Origin of the sequence: Candidatus Contubernalis alkalaceticus, from assembly GCF_022558445.1 — a bacterium.
Lineage (GTDB): Bacteria > Bacillota > Dethiobacteria > SKNC01 > SKNC01 > Contubernalis > Contubernalis alkaliaceticus.
In genome coordinates this window covers 2,612,957-2,628,343 of sequence record NZ_CP054699.1, presented here as the reverse complement: position 1 = coordinate 2,628,343, position 15,387 = coordinate 2,612,957, and the positions used below count along the sequence as shown (strand labels likewise).

The following is a 15,387-nucleotide window of genomic DNA, read 5'->3' as shown; positions in this document are numbered from 1 at the left end:
TTATCAGCGGTAATAGTCAAGGGGATTAATTTTTCTTATTGAATTCTTTCATAAAGGAGGCCAGTTTTTCGCATCCTTCAAAGGGCATGGCATTGTAGATAGAAGTCCGTATTCCCCCTACGGAACGGTGCCCTTTTAGATTTACCAGACCATGAGAAGCTGCCTCCGTTACAAATTTCTTTTCCATTTCCTCGTCAGGCAGTCGGAAGGTTACATTCATGGTGGAGCGGTATTCTTTTTGGGCGTGTCCACGGTAAAACCCGTTACTTTGGTCAATAGCTTCATAAACCAGAGCAGCCTTGTTTTCATTAAATTCTTTTATTTTGGCTAAACCTCCCTGTTCTTTTAACCATTCCAGTACCAGTTTTACCATGTATATGGAAAAGGAAGGAGGTGTATTATAAAGAGAGTTATTTTCCGCATGAAGGTCATACCTGAACATTGAAGGAATGTTTGAGGGTACTTTCTCCAGCATGTCTTTTCGAATAATAACCACAGTGACTCCAGCGGGGCCCAGGTTCTTTTGGGCTCCGGCATATATCAATGCAAACCGGGAAACATCCAGGGGGCCGCACAGGATATCGCTGGACATATCTGCTACCAGGTTAAGGTTGTTAAATACAGAATAATCCTTCCACTGCGTTCCAAAAATTGTGTTGTTAGAGGTGATATGAACAAAGCTGGGAGATGGGCTGAAGTTAATTTCTGCAGCAGTGGGAATGCGGTCATGGTTGGTATCTTTAGTGCTGGCAGCAGTATGTATGCTGCCAATTTTTACCGCCTCTTTATATGCTTTTTCCCCAAAAATTCCGGTGGTAATATAGTCAGCCGTTTCCTCTTCCTTCAGAAAGTTTAAAGGAACCATGGCAAACTGTGTGCTGGCTCCACCCTGCAGGAAAAGAACTTTATAGTCATCGGACATTTGAAGCAGTTCTTTAAGGAGAGCTGCGGCATCATTGACGATGGCTTCAAATTCTTTGGAACGGTGACTTACTTCGATAACGGACATCCCTGTGCCCTGGTAGTTTAGTAGTTCCTTTTGTGCTTTTTCCAGTACGGATAAGGGCAAAGTAGCCGGTCCCGGATTAAAGTTAAATACTCTTTCCATAAAAATAATTCCTCCTTCTTATAATTAGGTTAATACGCTGCGAGAAAAGTTAGAGAAAAAAATAACTTATGATCCCTATTATATTATAAAACTCCCCTTTAGCTCAACCAATTTATTTATGGTTATTTACATAATTTTATTTTGTGATATACTATAGTAATCAAAAAGCCCTAAAACCCCTGTTATTTCAGGGAGTTTTAATATTAAGACTGGAATTGGCACCCAGGCAATGTTATAATTTATTATACCTTAGAAAGGATTGAGTAATAATGAACAAGTTAAAATTAGGGCTGCCTGCAGGAAGCTTGCAAAAAGCCACTATGGAGATGTTTAAAAAAGCTGGTTTTAACATATTTGTTGGGGAAAGGTCTTATTTTCCTTCTATAGATGACGAGGAAATCGAATGCACCTTGATCAGGGCACAGGAAATTGCCAAGTATGTGCAGGATGGAGTGCTGGATATGGGACTGACGGGGAAGGACTGGATTACCGAAACAAAATCAGATGTGGTAGAGGTAGCCGAGCTTATTTATTCAAAACAGGGACTAAAACCCATTAAGCTGGTCTTGGCTGTCCCTAATGATTCTGATATTAAAGAGGTAAAAGACCTGGAGGGGAAAAAAATAGCTACAGAGATGGTGGAGTCAACCCGGGAATACCTTAAAAAACATGGTATTAATGCCCGGGTAGAATTTTCCTGGGGTGCTACTGAGGTTAAGCCTCCCAAGTTGGCTGATGCTATTGCCGAATTGACGGAAACCGGTCGTTCTTTAAAGGCAAACAACTTGAGAATCCTGGATACTATTTTGGAATCTACCACTAGGGTTATCGCTAACAAAGAAAGTTTTAAAGATTCCTGGAAGAGAAAAAAGATTGAAAATATGGTAACTCTTCTTAAAGGGGCCCTTTTAGCCGAAGAAAAAGTGGGTTTGAAGATGAATGTCAGCAAAGATAACCTGGCTGAGGTTATGAGTCTGCTTCCTGCGTTGAGAAAACCAACCATTTCCAACCTTAACGATGAGGAATGGGTAGCTATTGAAACCGTCATTGATGAAAAAAAGGTGCGGGAACTCATTCATAAATTGAAAGAAGCTGGAGCAGAGGGAATTATTGAGTATGCTTTAAGAAAAATTATTCCTTAAAATCTGTGTTTTTTACAATAAGATATAAAACTAGAAAACAATTGCTTCAGTTGGAAAAGCCTATATTATATGTACTTAATCAAGGTAATAATATTACATAAAAACTGGATAGTGCCAACGAAAGCGCTGTCCGGTTTTTCTATTGCATTATTTTTTTTGTATGGCGTCTACCGGGCAGTCTTCCAGGGCTTCCAAAGAGCAGTCCTGTTGTTCTCCGGGGATTTCTTCTGCCATTACATCTGCTCTTCCTTCTTCGTTCCAGTCAAAAATATCGGGGCAGGTATCCACACAGAGTCCACAGCTTATACATAAATCCTGATCAACAATTAATTCCATAAAAACACCTTCCTCATAAAAGTATAAAAACATCTTATTGAATTTCCAGGGATAGCAGTGTATGTTTTTTAGGTCCCTGCATTGATGCATTGGATTGGATGTTGGAAAATAAGACAGGAGAACTGTGCCCACGCCTTATTATAATAGTTATGTTTCCCATTTTTAAGCCATATACTCTTTTTTTAGAAAAATAATCTCTCTTATTAATAACTAGAGGGGCAAGAAAAAGGAGTTTATTATTTTTTGGCGAAATATGTTTTGATATTTTTTATGTTTTTGACAATACGGATTCTGTCAAAAAATAAGGGGGAGAGTCACTTGAACGAAGCAATTGTCAGCGCAGAGGAAGCCGTAAAAACATCAATGGTTGAATTGAACGGTAATAGCTATGAAAGAATTCTTTTTAAAACTCATTTTATCCAGCGGGGAGAGGACATAATTAAAGTAATAAAGGATTATATGGGTTCTCATCTCCAGGAGGGGGATGTGGTTTTTGTTAGTGAAAAAGCTTTGGCCCACAGTCAAAAAAGGTCTATTCATGTGAAGGATATAAAACCGGGGCTTTTGGCTCGTCTGCTCTATCGTTTTGTGAGGCCTACCAAACACGGCCGTGGAATTGGGACTCCTGAGAAAATGGAAATTTCCATTAGGATTGCCGGTACCTTTAGAATTCTATTGGCTGCTGTGGTTAGTGCCGTGACCAAGCTGTTGGGCCTGAAAGGCTATTTTTATACCATTGCCGGGGAAGCGGTACAGAGATTAGATGGACAAAGCGGCGGTGAAAACTGGCCTTACTATAATTATGTGATACAGACTGTGGATGACCCCGATGGTGCTGCCGGAAGGATTAAAGAGAGTATTGGGTTTGAAGCAATCGTTGCAGATGTAAATGACCTGGGAGGTTCAATTGTAGGGTTTTCTTCTCCAGCGTTGAAGGAGGTTCCCTTTTTAGACATTTTAAAGGACAACCCTATGGGGCAGGAAACCCCCCAGACTCCCATAGGGATCATCAGAAGGAAACCTCTATCCGGCACAGATCAATCTTGAATGCTTTGGGACAAATTTAAGCAATCTTTTTTTAAAAAATCTTTGGGAAGTGCCCTTTTTAAAGGGCATTTTTTTTTAAATACAGGGATAAGCTATAAAAAATAATGTAGGGGTGGAAAAAATGTTTTTTAATGTTTTTTGGCTTCTTTTTATTCTTTATGCTTTGGTTCCCACTATTAAACAGTGGAGGACCTCAGCGCACCGCTTTCGAATGCTGGAGAAAATTGAAAAAAAGAAAAATTCCCGGGCCATTACCTTGATACATCGGCAGGAATCATTTAATCTGCTGGGTATTCCTATATCCCGATATATAAATATTGAAGATTCAGAAGAAATACTCCGTGTTATCCGTTTGACTCCCGATGATGTCCCCATCGATTTGATCCTTCATACACCGGGGGGATTGGTTCTGGCTGCGGAGCAGATTGCCCTGGCAATCTTGAAACATCCAGGGAAAGTGACGGTTTTTGTCCCTCATTACGCTATGTCCGGCGGCACTCTGCTGGCATTGGCTGCGGACCAGATTGTATTGGACCCCAATGCGGTTCTGGGGCCTATAGACCCCCAGTTGGGTACTTATCCTGCGGTTTCTATTTTAAAAGTTGTAGATAAAAAAGATATTAACGAGGTGGATGATACCACTTTAATTTGGGCCGACGTGGCACAGAAAGCCATGAAGCAGGTAAAAAGCAGCGTCAGCTATATTTTGAAAAGTAGGGATATTCCGGAGGAAAAGGCAGAGGAATTGGCTCAAATTTTTACCGAAGGCCGATGGACCCATGATTACCCTATTACCGGAGAAGAACTGGAAGCCATGGGACTGGATATATCTTATGATATGCCCCGGGAGGTGTATGCTTTAATGGAGCTATATCCTCAGTTTCCCCGGAGAAGGCCTTCGGTTCAGTATATTCCTGTCCCTTACCAGAGGAAAGAGGAAAGGGAATAGAAAAAAATAGTTTGTGATAAAAATAATTAATATTTTTTTTTTAAGAAGGATTATTAAGGAGCGGTATAGAAATAAAATATGGTTTAACATATGTGTGTTCATGTGTGTGCTGCCTTTATTCTTGTAGTTATATATTTTTATGTGCAGATATGTTAAAATATCTTTAAGTTCATATGAATACATATAAAATGTGTTATAACTTATTTAAGGAGGCATGGTCATTTCATAAAGAAAGGAGGGGAGCTTATTTGAGCAAAAAATCCATAATTATTATTGCTATTGTTATCTTATTAATTGTGGTCAACGTCGCAGCTTTAAAGTTTACCAGCACACCCAGTTTCTGCGGGTCCTGTCATTACATGGCTGAGTCAAAGGAATCTTGGGAGGTTTCGGAACATTATAAAGAAGCCAAGTGTTTAGACTGCCATTCTGATCCAGGCATGATTGGTTATTTAATGGCCAAGATGAACGGCATTAAAGAACTGTATGTTCACTTGACCGAGGATGTTACTCGGGAAAGAATTGAAGCCATGGACGTACATGTTAACAAAGAAAGCTGTATTCAGTGCCACCAAAGTGTTAAGGATGACGGTACCCATAAGCTTCATGAAAGTATGGAGTGCGGGCAGTGTCACATAGGGATCGGTCACGGTGCCGAAGTGGACACCATAACATGCAATACCTGTCACCCCAATATGTAATTTATTAATTTCTAATATTTTTACTTACAAGTAGGGGCTTTGCCCCTACTTTCTTTATGTACAACTTGACAAAATAATAATTATTCTCTATAGTAGGTGTTAAAGTGGGAGTAGATAGTAGTCTGGTGACGCTCTTGGACTTCAAATCCAATGGTGGGCCGAAAAGTCCACGGTGGGTTCGATTCCCATCTACTCCCGCCATTTATTTAGAAAAATTAAAGCGCTTTGGCGCTTTTACTTTTATCCTCCCTATTTGTACATGAATGGAGTGGTTTTTTTGAATGACAGCATTAGACAGAGATATCTCAGATCTCTACCTGGAGTAGATCAGATACTTCAGTGTGAATATCTTTTGGAAATAAAGGGGGATTATCCTCAGCGGGTGATAAATGATTCAGTCCGGGAAACGGTGAGCAGCTTGAGGGCAGCCATAATTCAGGCGGAATCTGAAGAGGAATTATTGAATATTGAGGTTCAGGTGGAGCAGCTGGCCCAGAGGGCTCTGGAAAAGGCAAAAGAAATTCTAAAACCTAATCTGTGCAGTGTAATTAATGCTACCGGGACGGTACTCCATACTAATTTAGGACGTTCACTGCTGGCCAAAAAAGCGGTGGAGGCAGTTAGTGAAGTATCCCGAAATTATTCAAACTTGGAGCTGGATCTTTCCACCGGGGAAAGAGGTTCCCGTTATTCCCATGTGGAGGAGATGCTCTGTAGTCTGACCGGAGCTCAAGGAGCTGTAGTAGTAAACAACAATGCCGCTGCAGTTATGCTGGTGCTAAATACCATGGCTCAGAGCAGAGAAGTAATTATTTCCCGGGGCCAGCTGGTAGAAATCGGCGGCTCTTTCAGGATTCCTGATGTGATGAGCCAAAGCGGAGCGCATCTGGTGGAGGTGGGTACCACCAATAAAACTCATCTTCGGGATTATGAGAATGCCATAAATGATAATACAGCTATGCTTTTAAAAGTGCATACCAGCAACTATCATATTGTGGGTTTTACCTCCCAGGTCAGCGGTTCTGAACTGGTGGAACTGGGAAGAAGATACAGTCTCCCTGCAGTAGAAGATTTAGGCAGCGGTGTGTTGATTGATTTGTCCAAATATGGTTTAATGGGCGAGCCTACAGTACAGGAATGTGTAAGGGAAGGGCTGGATGTGGTTACTTTCAGCGGAGATAAACTTTTAGGGGGCCCCCAGGCGGGAATTATTGTAGGAAATGAAAAATATATCCAACAGGTGAAAAAAAACCAGCTGACCCGAGCTCTGCGCATTGATAAGATGACCTGTGCGGCTTTGGAGGCAACGCTTAAGCTTTACATGGATGAAGGTCAGGCCGTCAGACAGATTCCTACGTTAAGAATGCTGACTATACCTGTACAGGTATTAGAGTACAGAGCCTCCAGTTTGGCTGCCTTTTTAAAGGAACATTTAACTGGTAAAGTAAGTATCCAGGTGATAGACGGTTATTCCCAGGTAGGAGGAGGCTCTCTTCCTCTGGAGAAAATGCCGACAAAACTAGTTTCTTTGCAGCCCAATAGAATGGTTACCACCGCGGAAGCTGTGGAAAGGTTGAGGAGAGAGGTAGTTCCGGTGGTTGCCCGGGTACACAAAAACCAGCTTTTAATTGATGTACGGACAGTTCTGCAGGAGGAAATACCTCTGCTGCAGGCCAGCCTGGTACGGGTATTTAAGAAGTTTTAATAATGAGGGGAGAAGTCTTTGATGAAATCCATTATCATTGGAACAGCAGGACATGTGGATCACGGCAAAACCATGCTGATCAAAGCTCTTACCGGCGAGGATACCGACCGGTTGAGGGAGGAAAAGGAGCGGGGAATTTCTATTGAGTTAGGGTTTGCTCCTTTCAGGCTTCCCAGCGGAAGAATTGCCGGCGTAATCGATGTGCCAGGTCACGAAAGGTTTATTCATAACATGTTGGCCGGCATCAGTGGAATTGATCTGGTGCTGCTGGTGGTGGATGCATCTGAGGGGGTTATGCCCCAGACTCGGGAGCACCTGGGAATTTTACAGCTGCTGAAAATTAAAAAAGGGATTGTAGTCATTACTAAAATAGATCTGGTAGAAGAAGAATGGTTGGACCTGGTGGAGGAAGAAATCAAGGAGGAACTGCAGGGGACTTTTTTGAAAAATGCCTTTATTCACCGGGTTTCTGTAGTTAAGGAAGAGGGAATAGAAGAACTGAAAGGCCTTTTGGACAAACTGGTGGAGGAGGTTCCTACTAAAAAGCAGAATGCTCCACTGCGGATTCCGGTAGACAGGATTTTCAGTGTGGCAGGTTTTGGCACGATAATTACCGGCACTCTGCTCAGCGGTACTATTTCTACCGGCGAGATAGTGGAGATCCTCCCTCAAAAAATTGAGGCCCGGGTCAGGCAGATCCAGGTTTTTGAAACTACAGTGGAAAAGGCTTTTGCAGGTCAGAGGGTGGCTTTAAATCTGGCGGGAATTGAAAAGGCCCGTATTGAAAGGGGAGACGTAATCGTCGGCCCAGGGTTTTTTAAGGCAACGACAATTATAGATGCCCGTCTAAATCTTTTGTCGGTGTTAAAAAAGCCTATGTCCAATCTTACACCGGTACATTTTTATCTGGCGGCAAAGAGGCTGGTAGCCAGGGTGCTGCTCTTGGAAAAGGAAGAACTTTCCTCGGGAGAATCTTCTTTGGTGCAGTGTATATTGGATAAACCTGTGGTAGCCCATTCCGGGGATCATTTTATCATACGCTCTTATTCCCCCATGACTACTATAGGGGGAGGGGTGGTTTTGGATGGACAGCCCGTAAGACACAAGCGCTTTCGGCAGGAGGTTATAGAACGGTTGAATATTCTGGAGGAGGGGGATCCTGCAGAATTAATTATGCAGGTTTTGGAACAGCAGCATACGGCCTCTCTACAGGATTTGAAGGTGCTTACCAAGCTGCCTGAAACCATTATTCATGAACAATTAGAAAAGCTAAAACAACTGAATCGAATTGTAGAGCTCTCCGTCAGCTTAATCAGTAAAAAAACTGTGGATTCTTGGGAAAAGATTACCCAAGAAAAGATATTAGAATATATAAATAAAAATAATTTGTCCCGGGGGTTGCCCCGTTCTCAGTTGAAAAGTATTCTGTCCTCAGAACTTAGTCAGAAGGATTATGATTCTTTTTTGAATTTGCTGGAGAAAAAAGAAATGATTCAGCTACAGGGAGAGATGATATCTCCCCGCGGTTATGAGATCCAGCCTACGCCCCAGCAGTCCAAAATCCTTGCAGGAATAGAAAAGCTGCTGCTTAAAAATGGGTATTCTCCTCCAGATAAAAAAGAGATTATAGAAACATTGAAAGTATCCTCCCGAGATATCGACAGTCTGCTGGCCTATCTTCAGGAAAAGCAGGTTGTGATAAAAATTAATGAAGATATTTATTTTCATTCAAAGACATACCATCAAGCAATTCAACTGCTGAAGGAGCAGCTTTTATCCCAGGGGGAAGTGGGGGTTTCCGATCTCAGGAATTTTTTGAAAACTTCAAGGAAATATGCGCTGCCCTTAATGGAACATTTTGACCAAAAAAAATTGACCCGAAGGATAGGGGACAAGAGAGTAGCCTGGAAAATAAAAGAGGAATAAAATGGGGGCATTCATATGAAAATATCCATTTTAAAAACTTTTCTAATGGTGGTGGAGGAAAAGAGCTTGACCCGGGCTGCGGAAGCCCTTTATTTGACCCAACCGGCTGTGAGCAAGCATATAAAAATGTTGGAAAAACATTTTAGCACCCGACTTTTTCACCGGCAGGGCCAAAAAATAACCCTGACTGAGGGGGGAGAAATATTATACCTCAAAGCTAAGAGGATTTTGAAGGAATGGGAGAATACAGAGCAGAGTATCAGTGAATTAAGCAGTACCGTGGGAGGGGTTCTAAGAATCGGAGCCAGTACCATCCCAGGGGAATACCTGCTTCCTTATCTGCTGGGTTCTTTTAAGAAAGAATACCCTGATGTAGAAATCAAGCTGGAGGTGGCAGATACATTGGAAGTGGTAAGAAAAATCCTTGCGGAAGAAATTCATCTGGGGGTGGTTGGAGCCTGGATTGAAAGAAAGAAACTGATGGCCAAAAATTTTGCAGATGATGAATTGGTCTTGATTATGCATCCCCAACATCCCCTGGCAAAAGAGGAGAAGGTCTCTCCTTCTGCCTTAGTAAAAGAAAGCTTTATCTGGAGAGAAAAAGGCTCAGGAACTCGAAGGGTCGTAGAGGAAAAACTTCAAAAAGTGGGAATTGCTGTGGACAACATTACTCCAGTTTTAGAGCTGGGGAGTACCCAGGCAATAATAACTGCGGTAGAGGCCGGCCTGGGCATTTCTTTTGTTTCTTTCTGGGCGGCACGCAGGGATGAGGCTTTAAAAAGAATAGCAGTAAAAAAGCTGGATGGTTTCCTGCTCAAAAGAAAGCTGTACTACCTTTACCCAAAAGAACAGTATCTTCCCAGGGCAGCAATAGAGCTACTCAGTTTCAGTGAAAAATTGGATATTCCTTCTCTTATCCAGTTCTAAGTCAGTGTACTCATAAATCAACTGGTCCAATTGAGTGCTTAGAGAATACATTTCGCTGTCATTCAGTGAAAAATCTTTTTTTTCTCCCATATGATTCAGTTTTTTCCTAAGTATTTCGATCCGGGTGGTAATTATGTTCTCTTCCCTTGTACACATAGCATTTAAAACCTCCTTACTGCGTTTAATTACCGTCTTAACATGTTCGACATGAAGTTCCAAATTCCTTTTTAAAAATTACTAAAAAAGTAATTATTTAGATTTTTCAACAATTAATTTAAATAATGTCTATAATAGCAAATGTTTAGGAGAGAAAAAATAACCATTGATTTTGTTTTTTATTCTTTAAAAACAGTTTTTTTCAAGTAAAAGATATTAAAAAAAAGGATTTTTCGTGTTTTAGCATAATTATTTAAGTAATTGAATGTGATGTGCCAGCTGATAGAACTTTAAATATTTATTATATTTAGAAGGAGTGTCACAAACAATGATTGATCAGCCGAAAATCGAAGAAGCAGTGAAAATGATTTTAGAGGCCATCGGGGAGGATCCACAGCGGGAGGGTCTGGTAGAGACCCCTAAGCGTGTGGCTAAAATGTATGAGGAGATTTTTAAAGGAATGCATGAAGATCCCAGCGTTCATCTTACAAAATGTTTCACTGAAGACCAGCACGATGAGATGATTTTGCTCAGGGATATTGCTCTTTATTCCATGTGTGAGCACCATCTTCTACCTTTTTACGGTAAAGCTCATGTAGCTTATATTCCCTCCCGAGGGAAGATTACCGGATTGAGCAAACTGGCCAGGGTAGTGGAAACTATTGCCCGGAGGCCTCAACTGCAGGAAAGGTTAACCAGTAAAGTGGCCGATGTTATTATGGAGACTTTGGATGCTAAGGGTGTAGTTGTAGTGGTGGAGGCAGAACATCTATGTATGACCATACGGGGCATAAAAAAACCAGGTTCATTTACGATTACTTCAGCAGTAAGGGGAATTTTCCGCAGAAACCAGGTTTCCAGGTCCGAAGCATTTTCTTTGATTAAAGGACACCATTAAAAGTAAGATGAAAAAGATATATATAATTCTTAAAGATACACGTTTCCAGGAGTATGTGCGTAAAAATTTTAAAGCAGAAAAAAAACGAGCATTCTGTCATCATAATTTTGAACATTTGCTTTCGGTAGCCCGTATTGCTTATATTCTGGTTTTAGAACAGGGACTGCAGTCTGAATTTTCCAAGGAAATGGTGTATGCCTCGGCGTTATTACATGATATTGGCCGCTGGAAAGAGTATGAAACGGGTAAGGATCATGCTTTATTGAGTGCAGAAATGGCCAGGGAAATATTAGAACAAGCCGGTTTTGAAAGAAAGGATATGGCTAAAATACTTCGTTCTATTAAGGAGCACCGGGGTCCTGAGCATATTGAAAGGACAATACTGGGGGATATTTTGCATCGGGCAGATATTTTTTCGAGATCCTGCTTTGACTGTGCCGCTCAGGAAAAATGCTATAAATTCGACAGTATGCCAACCAGCCGAGGACTGTGGTATTAGTATTTTTGATAAAGGGGAAGTTAAATTGTCAAAAGTTAGAATTCTCCTTCCCAAAAGCAGGGAGGACATCAGAAAAGAAATAGATAAAATTGGGGCCAGTAAACAGGGATCTGTGATTATGCAGTCTAAGGGGCAATTTTTTTGGGTAAAGTTGTATGATGTTTCTTTAAGAGCTTCTATATTTGTAAAACAGGAGATGCTGTCTAAGGGGGGGGAAGCTGCCGTTGCTCATGGAGTGGGGGATTTCTCTCAGGACAAAACGGATATCCTATTGATGGGAACTTTGAAGCAGTACAAACAGCTGATCTTGAAGTTGAAGATACAGCCCTTTGGATTAAAAGCAATTTCTGCAGACATTGAAGAAGCGTTGAATCAGTACAATAACCATCACTGGATGAATTCTTCAAAGGAAAACATCCTAAAATTAGGGAAAAAAGCTTTTAAACTGGGGCAGAGAACTCTGGTAATGGGTATTTTAAACGTTACCCCGGATTCTTTTTCTGACGGTGGCAGGTTTAATAAACTGGACAATGCTTTGGAGCAGGCCAGGCTGATGGTGCAGCAGGGAATTGATATTCTGGATATAGGCGGTGAATCTACCCGGCCTAATCATCAGTCAGTTTCTGAACAGGAAGAGATGGAAAGGGTGTTCCCGGTACTGGAAAAGATTTTAAAGGAATTGGAAGTGCCGGTTTCCATAGATACCTATAAGGCTTCAGTGGCTGAGGAAGCTTTGAAAATGGGAGCGCATATGCTAAACGATATCTGGGGCCTTAAGAAAGACCCACGTTTGGCCTCAGTAGCTGCCCGGTATGAAGTACCCTTGTGTATTATGCATAATCGAACAGTACATCAATATCAGGACCTGATGAAAGATATTGTCTTCGACCTGAAGGAAAGTGTGAATCTGGCCTGTGAGGCTGGGGTGAAGAATGAGAATATTATTCTTGATCCTGGTATAGGCTTTGCCAAAAATCTAAGTGAGAATCTGGAAGTAATGAATCATTTGGAGGAAATTTCTGCCTTGGGATATCCTGTTCTTCTGGGAACCTCTCGCAAGTCCATGATTGGAAAGGTTTTGGATCTACCCCCGGAGGCTCGCCTGGAGGGAACGGCTGCAACACTGACCCTGGGTATTACCAGGGGAGTTGATATTGTCAGGGTTCATGATATAGAATATATGAAGAGGGTAGTGGATATGACCGATGCAATGGTCAGAAGAAAGGAGTATTGTTAATTTTATAAAAGGAACTACAGGTGTGATGAGGATCAGGCCTGTTAGGGGAAAGGTGAAAAATATGGCAATAGGTAAAATTATATTAAATGAACTTTCTTTTTACGGTTATCATGGGGTGCTTCCCACGGAGAGGATTCAAGGCCAAAAGTTTTTGGTTTCCCTGGAAATATATATGGATTTTTCTAAGCCTTCAGAAACAGATGGATTGAAAGATACTATATGTTATGTTGAGCTTTATGAAAAGATTAAAAGATTGGTCCAGCGGGAACGGTATAACATTTTGGAGACATTGGCAGAAAAGATTGCTGAGATGGTGCTGGAAGATCCCCTGGCTGTGGAAGTGGTGGTCCTAATTAAGAAGCCCTGGGCTCCTATACCTGGTAATTTGGACTATGTAGGAGTAGAAATTAGAAGAGGCGGGTTAAGTGGCTAAGGTTTATTTAGGCCTGGGGACTAACCTGGGCCATAAGCAGGAAAATTTGGAGAAGGCTTTAGATATTCTAGGTTCCCACCAGGGGTTCCGGGTGCTGAAGATTTCTTCATTTTATGAGACTGACCCGGTGGGTTATGAGGAGCAGGATAAATTTTTAAACGCAGTTGTAGTGGGGGAAACTCTTTTGAGTCCCTATGAGCTTTTAGATTTTTGCCATGAAATAGAAAACGCTTTAAAAAGAGTTAGGAGCATTCGTTGGGGGCCCAGGACTATTGATGTGGATATTTTAATGTACGATTCCCTGGAAATAATGGATGAACCCCTTTTAATCATACCTCATCCCAGGATGGTAGAAAGGGAGTTTGTCCTGGAGCCATTGGCAGAAATTGCGCCAGAGGCAGTGCATCCGGGGACAGGGAAAAGCATTGCTGTTCTTCTAAGGGAATTGAAAAAGATTAGTTAAATGATAAAGAGAAAAAAAGGAAACCTATAAACAGGTTTCCTTTTTTTCTTGTGAAAATAATAAGATAGGCTGTTACAATTTAAATACACTAATTTCTTCCTTTGTCCACAAAGGCCAAAAGAATAACTTCCTGGCCCTTTTCGTTCATGGTTTTGTTTCCGGATCCGGTGTTAATTATCTGTTCCGTTTCTTTAAGTTTACTTAGCTCAGTGTCTGAAAGATCTGCAAATTGTAAGTTTTGTAACTCCATAAACATGCCTCCTATATTTTATTCAACCATTATTATTCTTTATTTGGTTTAAAAATATGCAGCATAGTACCCATAACTTACAAAAATTAGAATAAAGACATATTTCACGCAGTTTATTAGTTTTATTAATTACTAAGAAGAAAATCTTATAGGGATAATTAAAACTTATAATAAAAATTACTTACTTTTGTGGTAAGATATTAAGGGAAGTTTGACCTCTCTGATTAGGTATGATATTTTAGGGGAGAGAAGTCAATTCCAACAGTGCTATTTATTAATTATGCAAATAAAAATAATAGGGTATTTAAGCTGTTTAGGGAGAAGGGTAGATTTGATTTCAATTCAAATGTGTGATCTAACTAAGGTGTATAATGAGCAGGTAATTTTTAGCGGAATTGGGGAAGCTGTGGAACAGGGAAATTGCCTGGTTGTTTCTGGTTCCAATGGCTCCGGTAAAACTACCTTGTTAAAGATTATAGCCGGGTTGATCCGTCCTACCTCTGGGGAGATTCATTTCAAGGTAGAAGGGGAAAACATACCCCGGGAAAAGCAGAAGGACTGTATAGGTTATGTTTCTCCAGACCTCATGCTGTATGAAGAGCTCTCTGCCCTGGAAAATTTATACTTTTTCGCCCAGGTTAGAGGTCTTTTGGGGGGCCTGGAAAGGGCAGAAGAAATGCTTAGGAAAGTACAATTGGAAAAGTGGAAAGTAAAAATGGTTTCCACTTATTCCACCGGCATGAAACAGAGGCTAAAATTTGCTTTTGCTCTTTTGCACAGGCCACTGCTGCTTCTTCTGGATGAACCAGGTTCAAATCTGGATGAGTCGGGACATGCCCTGGTTCAGGAGATTATTGAGGAACAAAAGCGGTGGGGATGTGTGATCCTCTCTACTAATGACCCTGGGGAGGTGTCCCGCTATGGTGATCAGATTCTTCAACTGGATTAAGCAGGCATATGCACTGCTGGGGAAGGACGTTAGGGTAGAATTTCGCACTAAATATGCCCTGAATTCCTTTTTAATGTTTGCTCTAACTACTCTGGTTTTAGTAAGTTTTGCAGTGGGCCCATATATCTTAGATGAGATACTGCATTCAGCATTGATTTGGATTATTATATTTTTCTCTGCCATGGCAGGACTGGCCAGGTCTTTTGTAAGCGAGCAGGAAAAGGGGACAGTATATGCTCTAAAGCTTTCTGCAATTCCTGAAACCGTTTATTTTGGAAAATTTATTTATAATTTTGTTCTTCTTTTTTTCGTAATGATTATTGTAATTCCATCATATATTTTTTTTCTCAGCCCACCGGTAGGTAATCCTGGCCTGCTTATTCTAGTTCTGTTACTGGGGGGCCTGGGACTGGCCGCTACCACTACAATTTTGGCGGCCATGGTTTCTCAAGCAAATGTGAAAGGTAATTTGCTGCCGGTTTTGGCCTTTCCTGTCCTTTTGCCTCTGTTGATTTCAGCCATTAACGGTACCCGGTTGGCTCTGGAGGGGTTCCCTCTGGGGGAGGCCCGGGCTGAACTGCAAATTTTGTTTTCCTTTTTTATGATTATGATTACTGTTTCTTTAATGCTGTTTAGTTTTGTATGGGAGGACTAAAAATAT

The 15,387-nt window shown here is 41.2% G+C and carries 18 protein-coding genes and 1 tRNA gene; 15 read left to right on the top strand and 4 right to left on the bottom strand.

Annotated elements, in window-relative coordinates; translation table 11 throughout:
• Positions 1-25: 25 nt before the first annotated feature.
• Positions 26-1,108 carry a 3-phosphoserine/phosphohydroxythreonine transaminase gene (gene serC / locus HUE98_RS13175; RefSeq protein WP_241421092.1) on the bottom strand — a complete coding sequence of 361 codons (1,083 nt, stop codon included), beginning with the start codon at positions 1,106-1,108 and terminating at the stop codon, positions 26-28.
• A gap of 269 nt (positions 1,109-1,377) precedes the next feature.
• On the opposite strand from serC, the gene hisG reads away from it, so the two are divergent.
• On the top strand, positions 1,378-2,250 hold the full coding sequence (gene hisG / locus HUE98_RS13170) for an ATP phosphoribosyltransferase (RefSeq protein WP_241421091.1): 873 nt from the start codon (positions 1,378-1,380) through the stop codon (positions 2,248-2,250).
• 147 nt (positions 2,251-2,397) lie between these two features.
• On the opposite strand, the gene HUE98_RS13165 is transcribed toward hisG, so the two are convergent.
• The gene (locus HUE98_RS13165; protein ID WP_241421090.1) at positions 2,398-2,586 is read right to left on the bottom strand and encodes a ferredoxin; all 189 of its coding nucleotides are present in this window, start codon (positions 2,584-2,586) and stop codon (positions 2,398-2,400) included.
• A gap of 318 nt (positions 2,587-2,904) precedes the next feature.
• Here HUE98_RS13165 and HUE98_RS13160 point away from each other — a divergent pair, with 318 nt between their 5' ends.
• The 7 genes from HUE98_RS13160 to HUE98_RS13130 all read left to right on the top strand — a co-directional run bounded on the left by HUE98_RS13160 (position 2,905) and on the right by HUE98_RS13130 (position 9,841).
• Positions 2,905-3,633 carry a coenzyme F420-0:L-glutamate ligase gene (locus HUE98_RS13160; protein ID WP_241421089.1) on the top strand — a complete coding sequence of 243 codons (729 nt, stop codon included), beginning with the start codon at positions 2,905-2,907 and terminating at the stop codon, positions 3,631-3,633.
• A 121-nt stretch (positions 3,634-3,754) separates the two neighbouring features.
• Complete coding sequence (locus HUE98_RS13155; RefSeq protein WP_241421088.1) at positions 3,755-4,582, top strand: SDH family Clp fold serine proteinase; 828 nt, start codon at positions 3,755-3,757, stop codon at positions 4,580-4,582.
• A gap of 248 nt (positions 4,583-4,830) precedes the next feature.
• On the top strand, positions 4,831-5,283 hold the full coding sequence (locus tag HUE98_RS13150; protein WP_241421087.1) for a cytochrome c3 family protein: 453 nt from the start codon (positions 4,831-4,833) through the stop codon (positions 5,281-5,283).
• 106 nt (positions 5,284-5,389) lie between these two features.
• A tRNA-Sec gene (locus tag HUE98_RS13145) sits at positions 5,390-5,484 on the top strand.
• A 76-nt stretch (positions 5,485-5,560) separates the two neighbouring features.
• Positions 5,561-6,988: an L-seryl-tRNA(Sec) selenium transferase gene (gene selA, locus HUE98_RS13140; protein ID WP_241421086.1), complete on the top strand. Its 1,428-nt coding sequence runs from the start codon at positions 5,561-5,563 to the stop codon at positions 6,986-6,988.
• A 21-nt stretch (positions 6,989-7,009) separates the two neighbouring features.
• Complete coding sequence (gene selB / locus HUE98_RS13135; protein ID WP_241421085.1) at positions 7,010-8,914, top strand: selenocysteine-specific translation elongation factor; 1,905 nt, start codon at positions 7,010-7,012, stop codon at positions 8,912-8,914.
• A gap of 15 nt (positions 8,915-8,929) precedes the next feature.
• Entirely contained in the window at positions 8,930-9,841 is a 912-nt protein-coding gene (locus tag HUE98_RS13130) for a selenium metabolism-associated LysR family transcriptional regulator (protein WP_241421084.1), read from the top strand.
• Here HUE98_RS13130 and HUE98_RS13125 read toward each other — a convergent pair.
• Positions 9,791-9,997: an aspartyl-phosphate phosphatase Spo0E family protein gene (locus HUE98_RS13125; RefSeq protein ID WP_241421083.1), complete on the bottom strand. Its 207-nt coding sequence runs from the start codon at positions 9,995-9,997 to the stop codon at positions 9,791-9,793. The two genes, HUE98_RS13130 and HUE98_RS13125, sit on opposite strands and share 51 nt — an antisense overlap.
• Positions 9,998-10,325: 328 nt before the next feature.
• On the opposite strand from HUE98_RS13125, the gene folE reads away from it, so the two are divergent.
• From folE to folK, 5 genes are all read left to right on the top strand, one after another.
• Positions 10,326-10,895, top strand: a complete 570-nt coding sequence (gene folE / locus HUE98_RS13120) for a GTP cyclohydrolase I FolE (RefSeq protein WP_241421082.1) — start codon at positions 10,326-10,328, stop codon at positions 10,893-10,895.
• Between the two features lie 7 nt (positions 10,896-10,902).
• A complete protein-coding gene (locus HUE98_RS13115; protein ID WP_241421081.1) occupies positions 10,903-11,394 on the top strand; it encodes an HD domain-containing protein in 492 nt (163 codons plus the stop codon).
• Positions 11,395-11,419: 25 nt separating this feature from the next.
• A complete protein-coding gene (gene folP / locus HUE98_RS13110; protein WP_241421080.1) occupies positions 11,420-12,631 on the top strand; it encodes a dihydropteroate synthase in 1,212 nt (403 codons plus the stop codon).
• Between the two features lie 61 nt (positions 12,632-12,692).
• A complete protein-coding gene (gene folB, locus HUE98_RS13105) occupies positions 12,693-13,064 on the top strand; it encodes a dihydroneopterin aldolase (protein ID WP_241421079.1) in 372 nt (123 codons plus the stop codon).
• Entirely contained in the window at positions 13,057-13,527 is a 471-nt protein-coding gene (gene folK / locus HUE98_RS13100; RefSeq protein ID WP_241421078.1) for a 2-amino-4-hydroxy-6-hydroxymethyldihydropteridine diphosphokinase, read from the top strand. The genes folB and folK overlap by 8 nt, the downstream gene beginning before the upstream one ends.
• A gap of 88 nt (positions 13,528-13,615) precedes the next feature.
• Here the strand turns inward: folK and HUE98_RS13095 are convergent, their stop codons facing one another.
• Positions 13,616-13,777 (bottom strand): hypothetical protein, encoded by a 162-nt coding sequence (locus HUE98_RS13095; protein ID WP_241421077.1) that lies wholly within the window; start codon positions 13,775-13,777, stop codon positions 13,616-13,618.
• Positions 13,778-14,108: 331 nt separating this feature from the next.
• On the opposite strand from HUE98_RS13095, the gene HUE98_RS13090 reads away from it, so the two are divergent.
• Entirely contained in the window at positions 14,109-14,726 is a 618-nt protein-coding gene (locus HUE98_RS13090) for an ABC transporter ATP-binding protein (RefSeq protein ID WP_241421076.1), read from the top strand.
• On the top strand, positions 14,698-15,381 hold the full coding sequence (locus tag HUE98_RS13085) for a heme exporter protein CcmB (RefSeq protein ID WP_241421075.1): 684 nt from the start codon (positions 14,698-14,700) through the stop codon (positions 15,379-15,381). Before HUE98_RS13090 ends, HUE98_RS13085 begins: the two co-directional genes overlap by 29 nt.
• Positions 15,382-15,387: the final 6 nt, after the last annotated feature.

Coding starts and splice junctions, on each gene's coding strand:
- serC (WP_241421092.1), bottom strand. CDS start 1,108: ATGGAAAGAGTATTTAACTTTAATCCGGGACCGGCTACTTTGCCCTTA.
- HUE98_RS13125 (WP_241421083.1), bottom strand. CDS start 9,997: ATGTGTACAAGGGAAGAGAACATAATTACCACCCGGATCGAAATACTT.
- HUE98_RS13165 (WP_241421090.1), bottom strand. CDS start 2,586: ATGGAATTAATTGTTGATCAGGATTTATGTATAAGCTGTGGACTCTGT.
- hisG (WP_241421091.1), top strand. CDS start 1,378: ATGAACAAGTTAAAATTAGGGCTGCCTGCAGGAAGCTTGCAAAAAGCC.
- folE (WP_241421082.1), top strand. CDS start 10,326: ATGATTGATCAGCCGAAAATCGAAGAAGCAGTGAAAATGATTTTAGAG.
- HUE98_RS13115 (WP_241421081.1), top strand. CDS start 10,903: ATGAAAAAGATATATATAATTCTTAAAGATACACGTTTCCAGGAGTAT.
- HUE98_RS13155 (WP_241421088.1), top strand. CDS start 3,755: ATGTTTTTTAATGTTTTTTGGCTTCTTTTTATTCTTTATGCTTTGGTT.
- HUE98_RS13130 (WP_241421084.1), top strand. CDS start 8,930: ATGAAAATATCCATTTTAAAAACTTTTCTAATGGTGGTGGAGGAAAAG.
- HUE98_RS13095 (WP_241421077.1), bottom strand. CDS start 13,777: ATGGAGTTACAAAACTTACAATTTGCAGATCTTTCAGACACTGAGCTA.
- folB (WP_241421079.1), top strand. CDS start 12,693: ATGGCAATAGGTAAAATTATATTAAATGAACTTTCTTTTTACGGTTAT.
- HUE98_RS13085 (WP_241421075.1), top strand. CDS start 14,698: ATGGTGATCAGATTCTTCAACTGGATTAAGCAGGCATATGCACTGCTG.
- selB (WP_241421085.1), top strand. CDS start 7,010: ATGAAATCCATTATCATTGGAACAGCAGGACATGTGGATCACGGCAAA.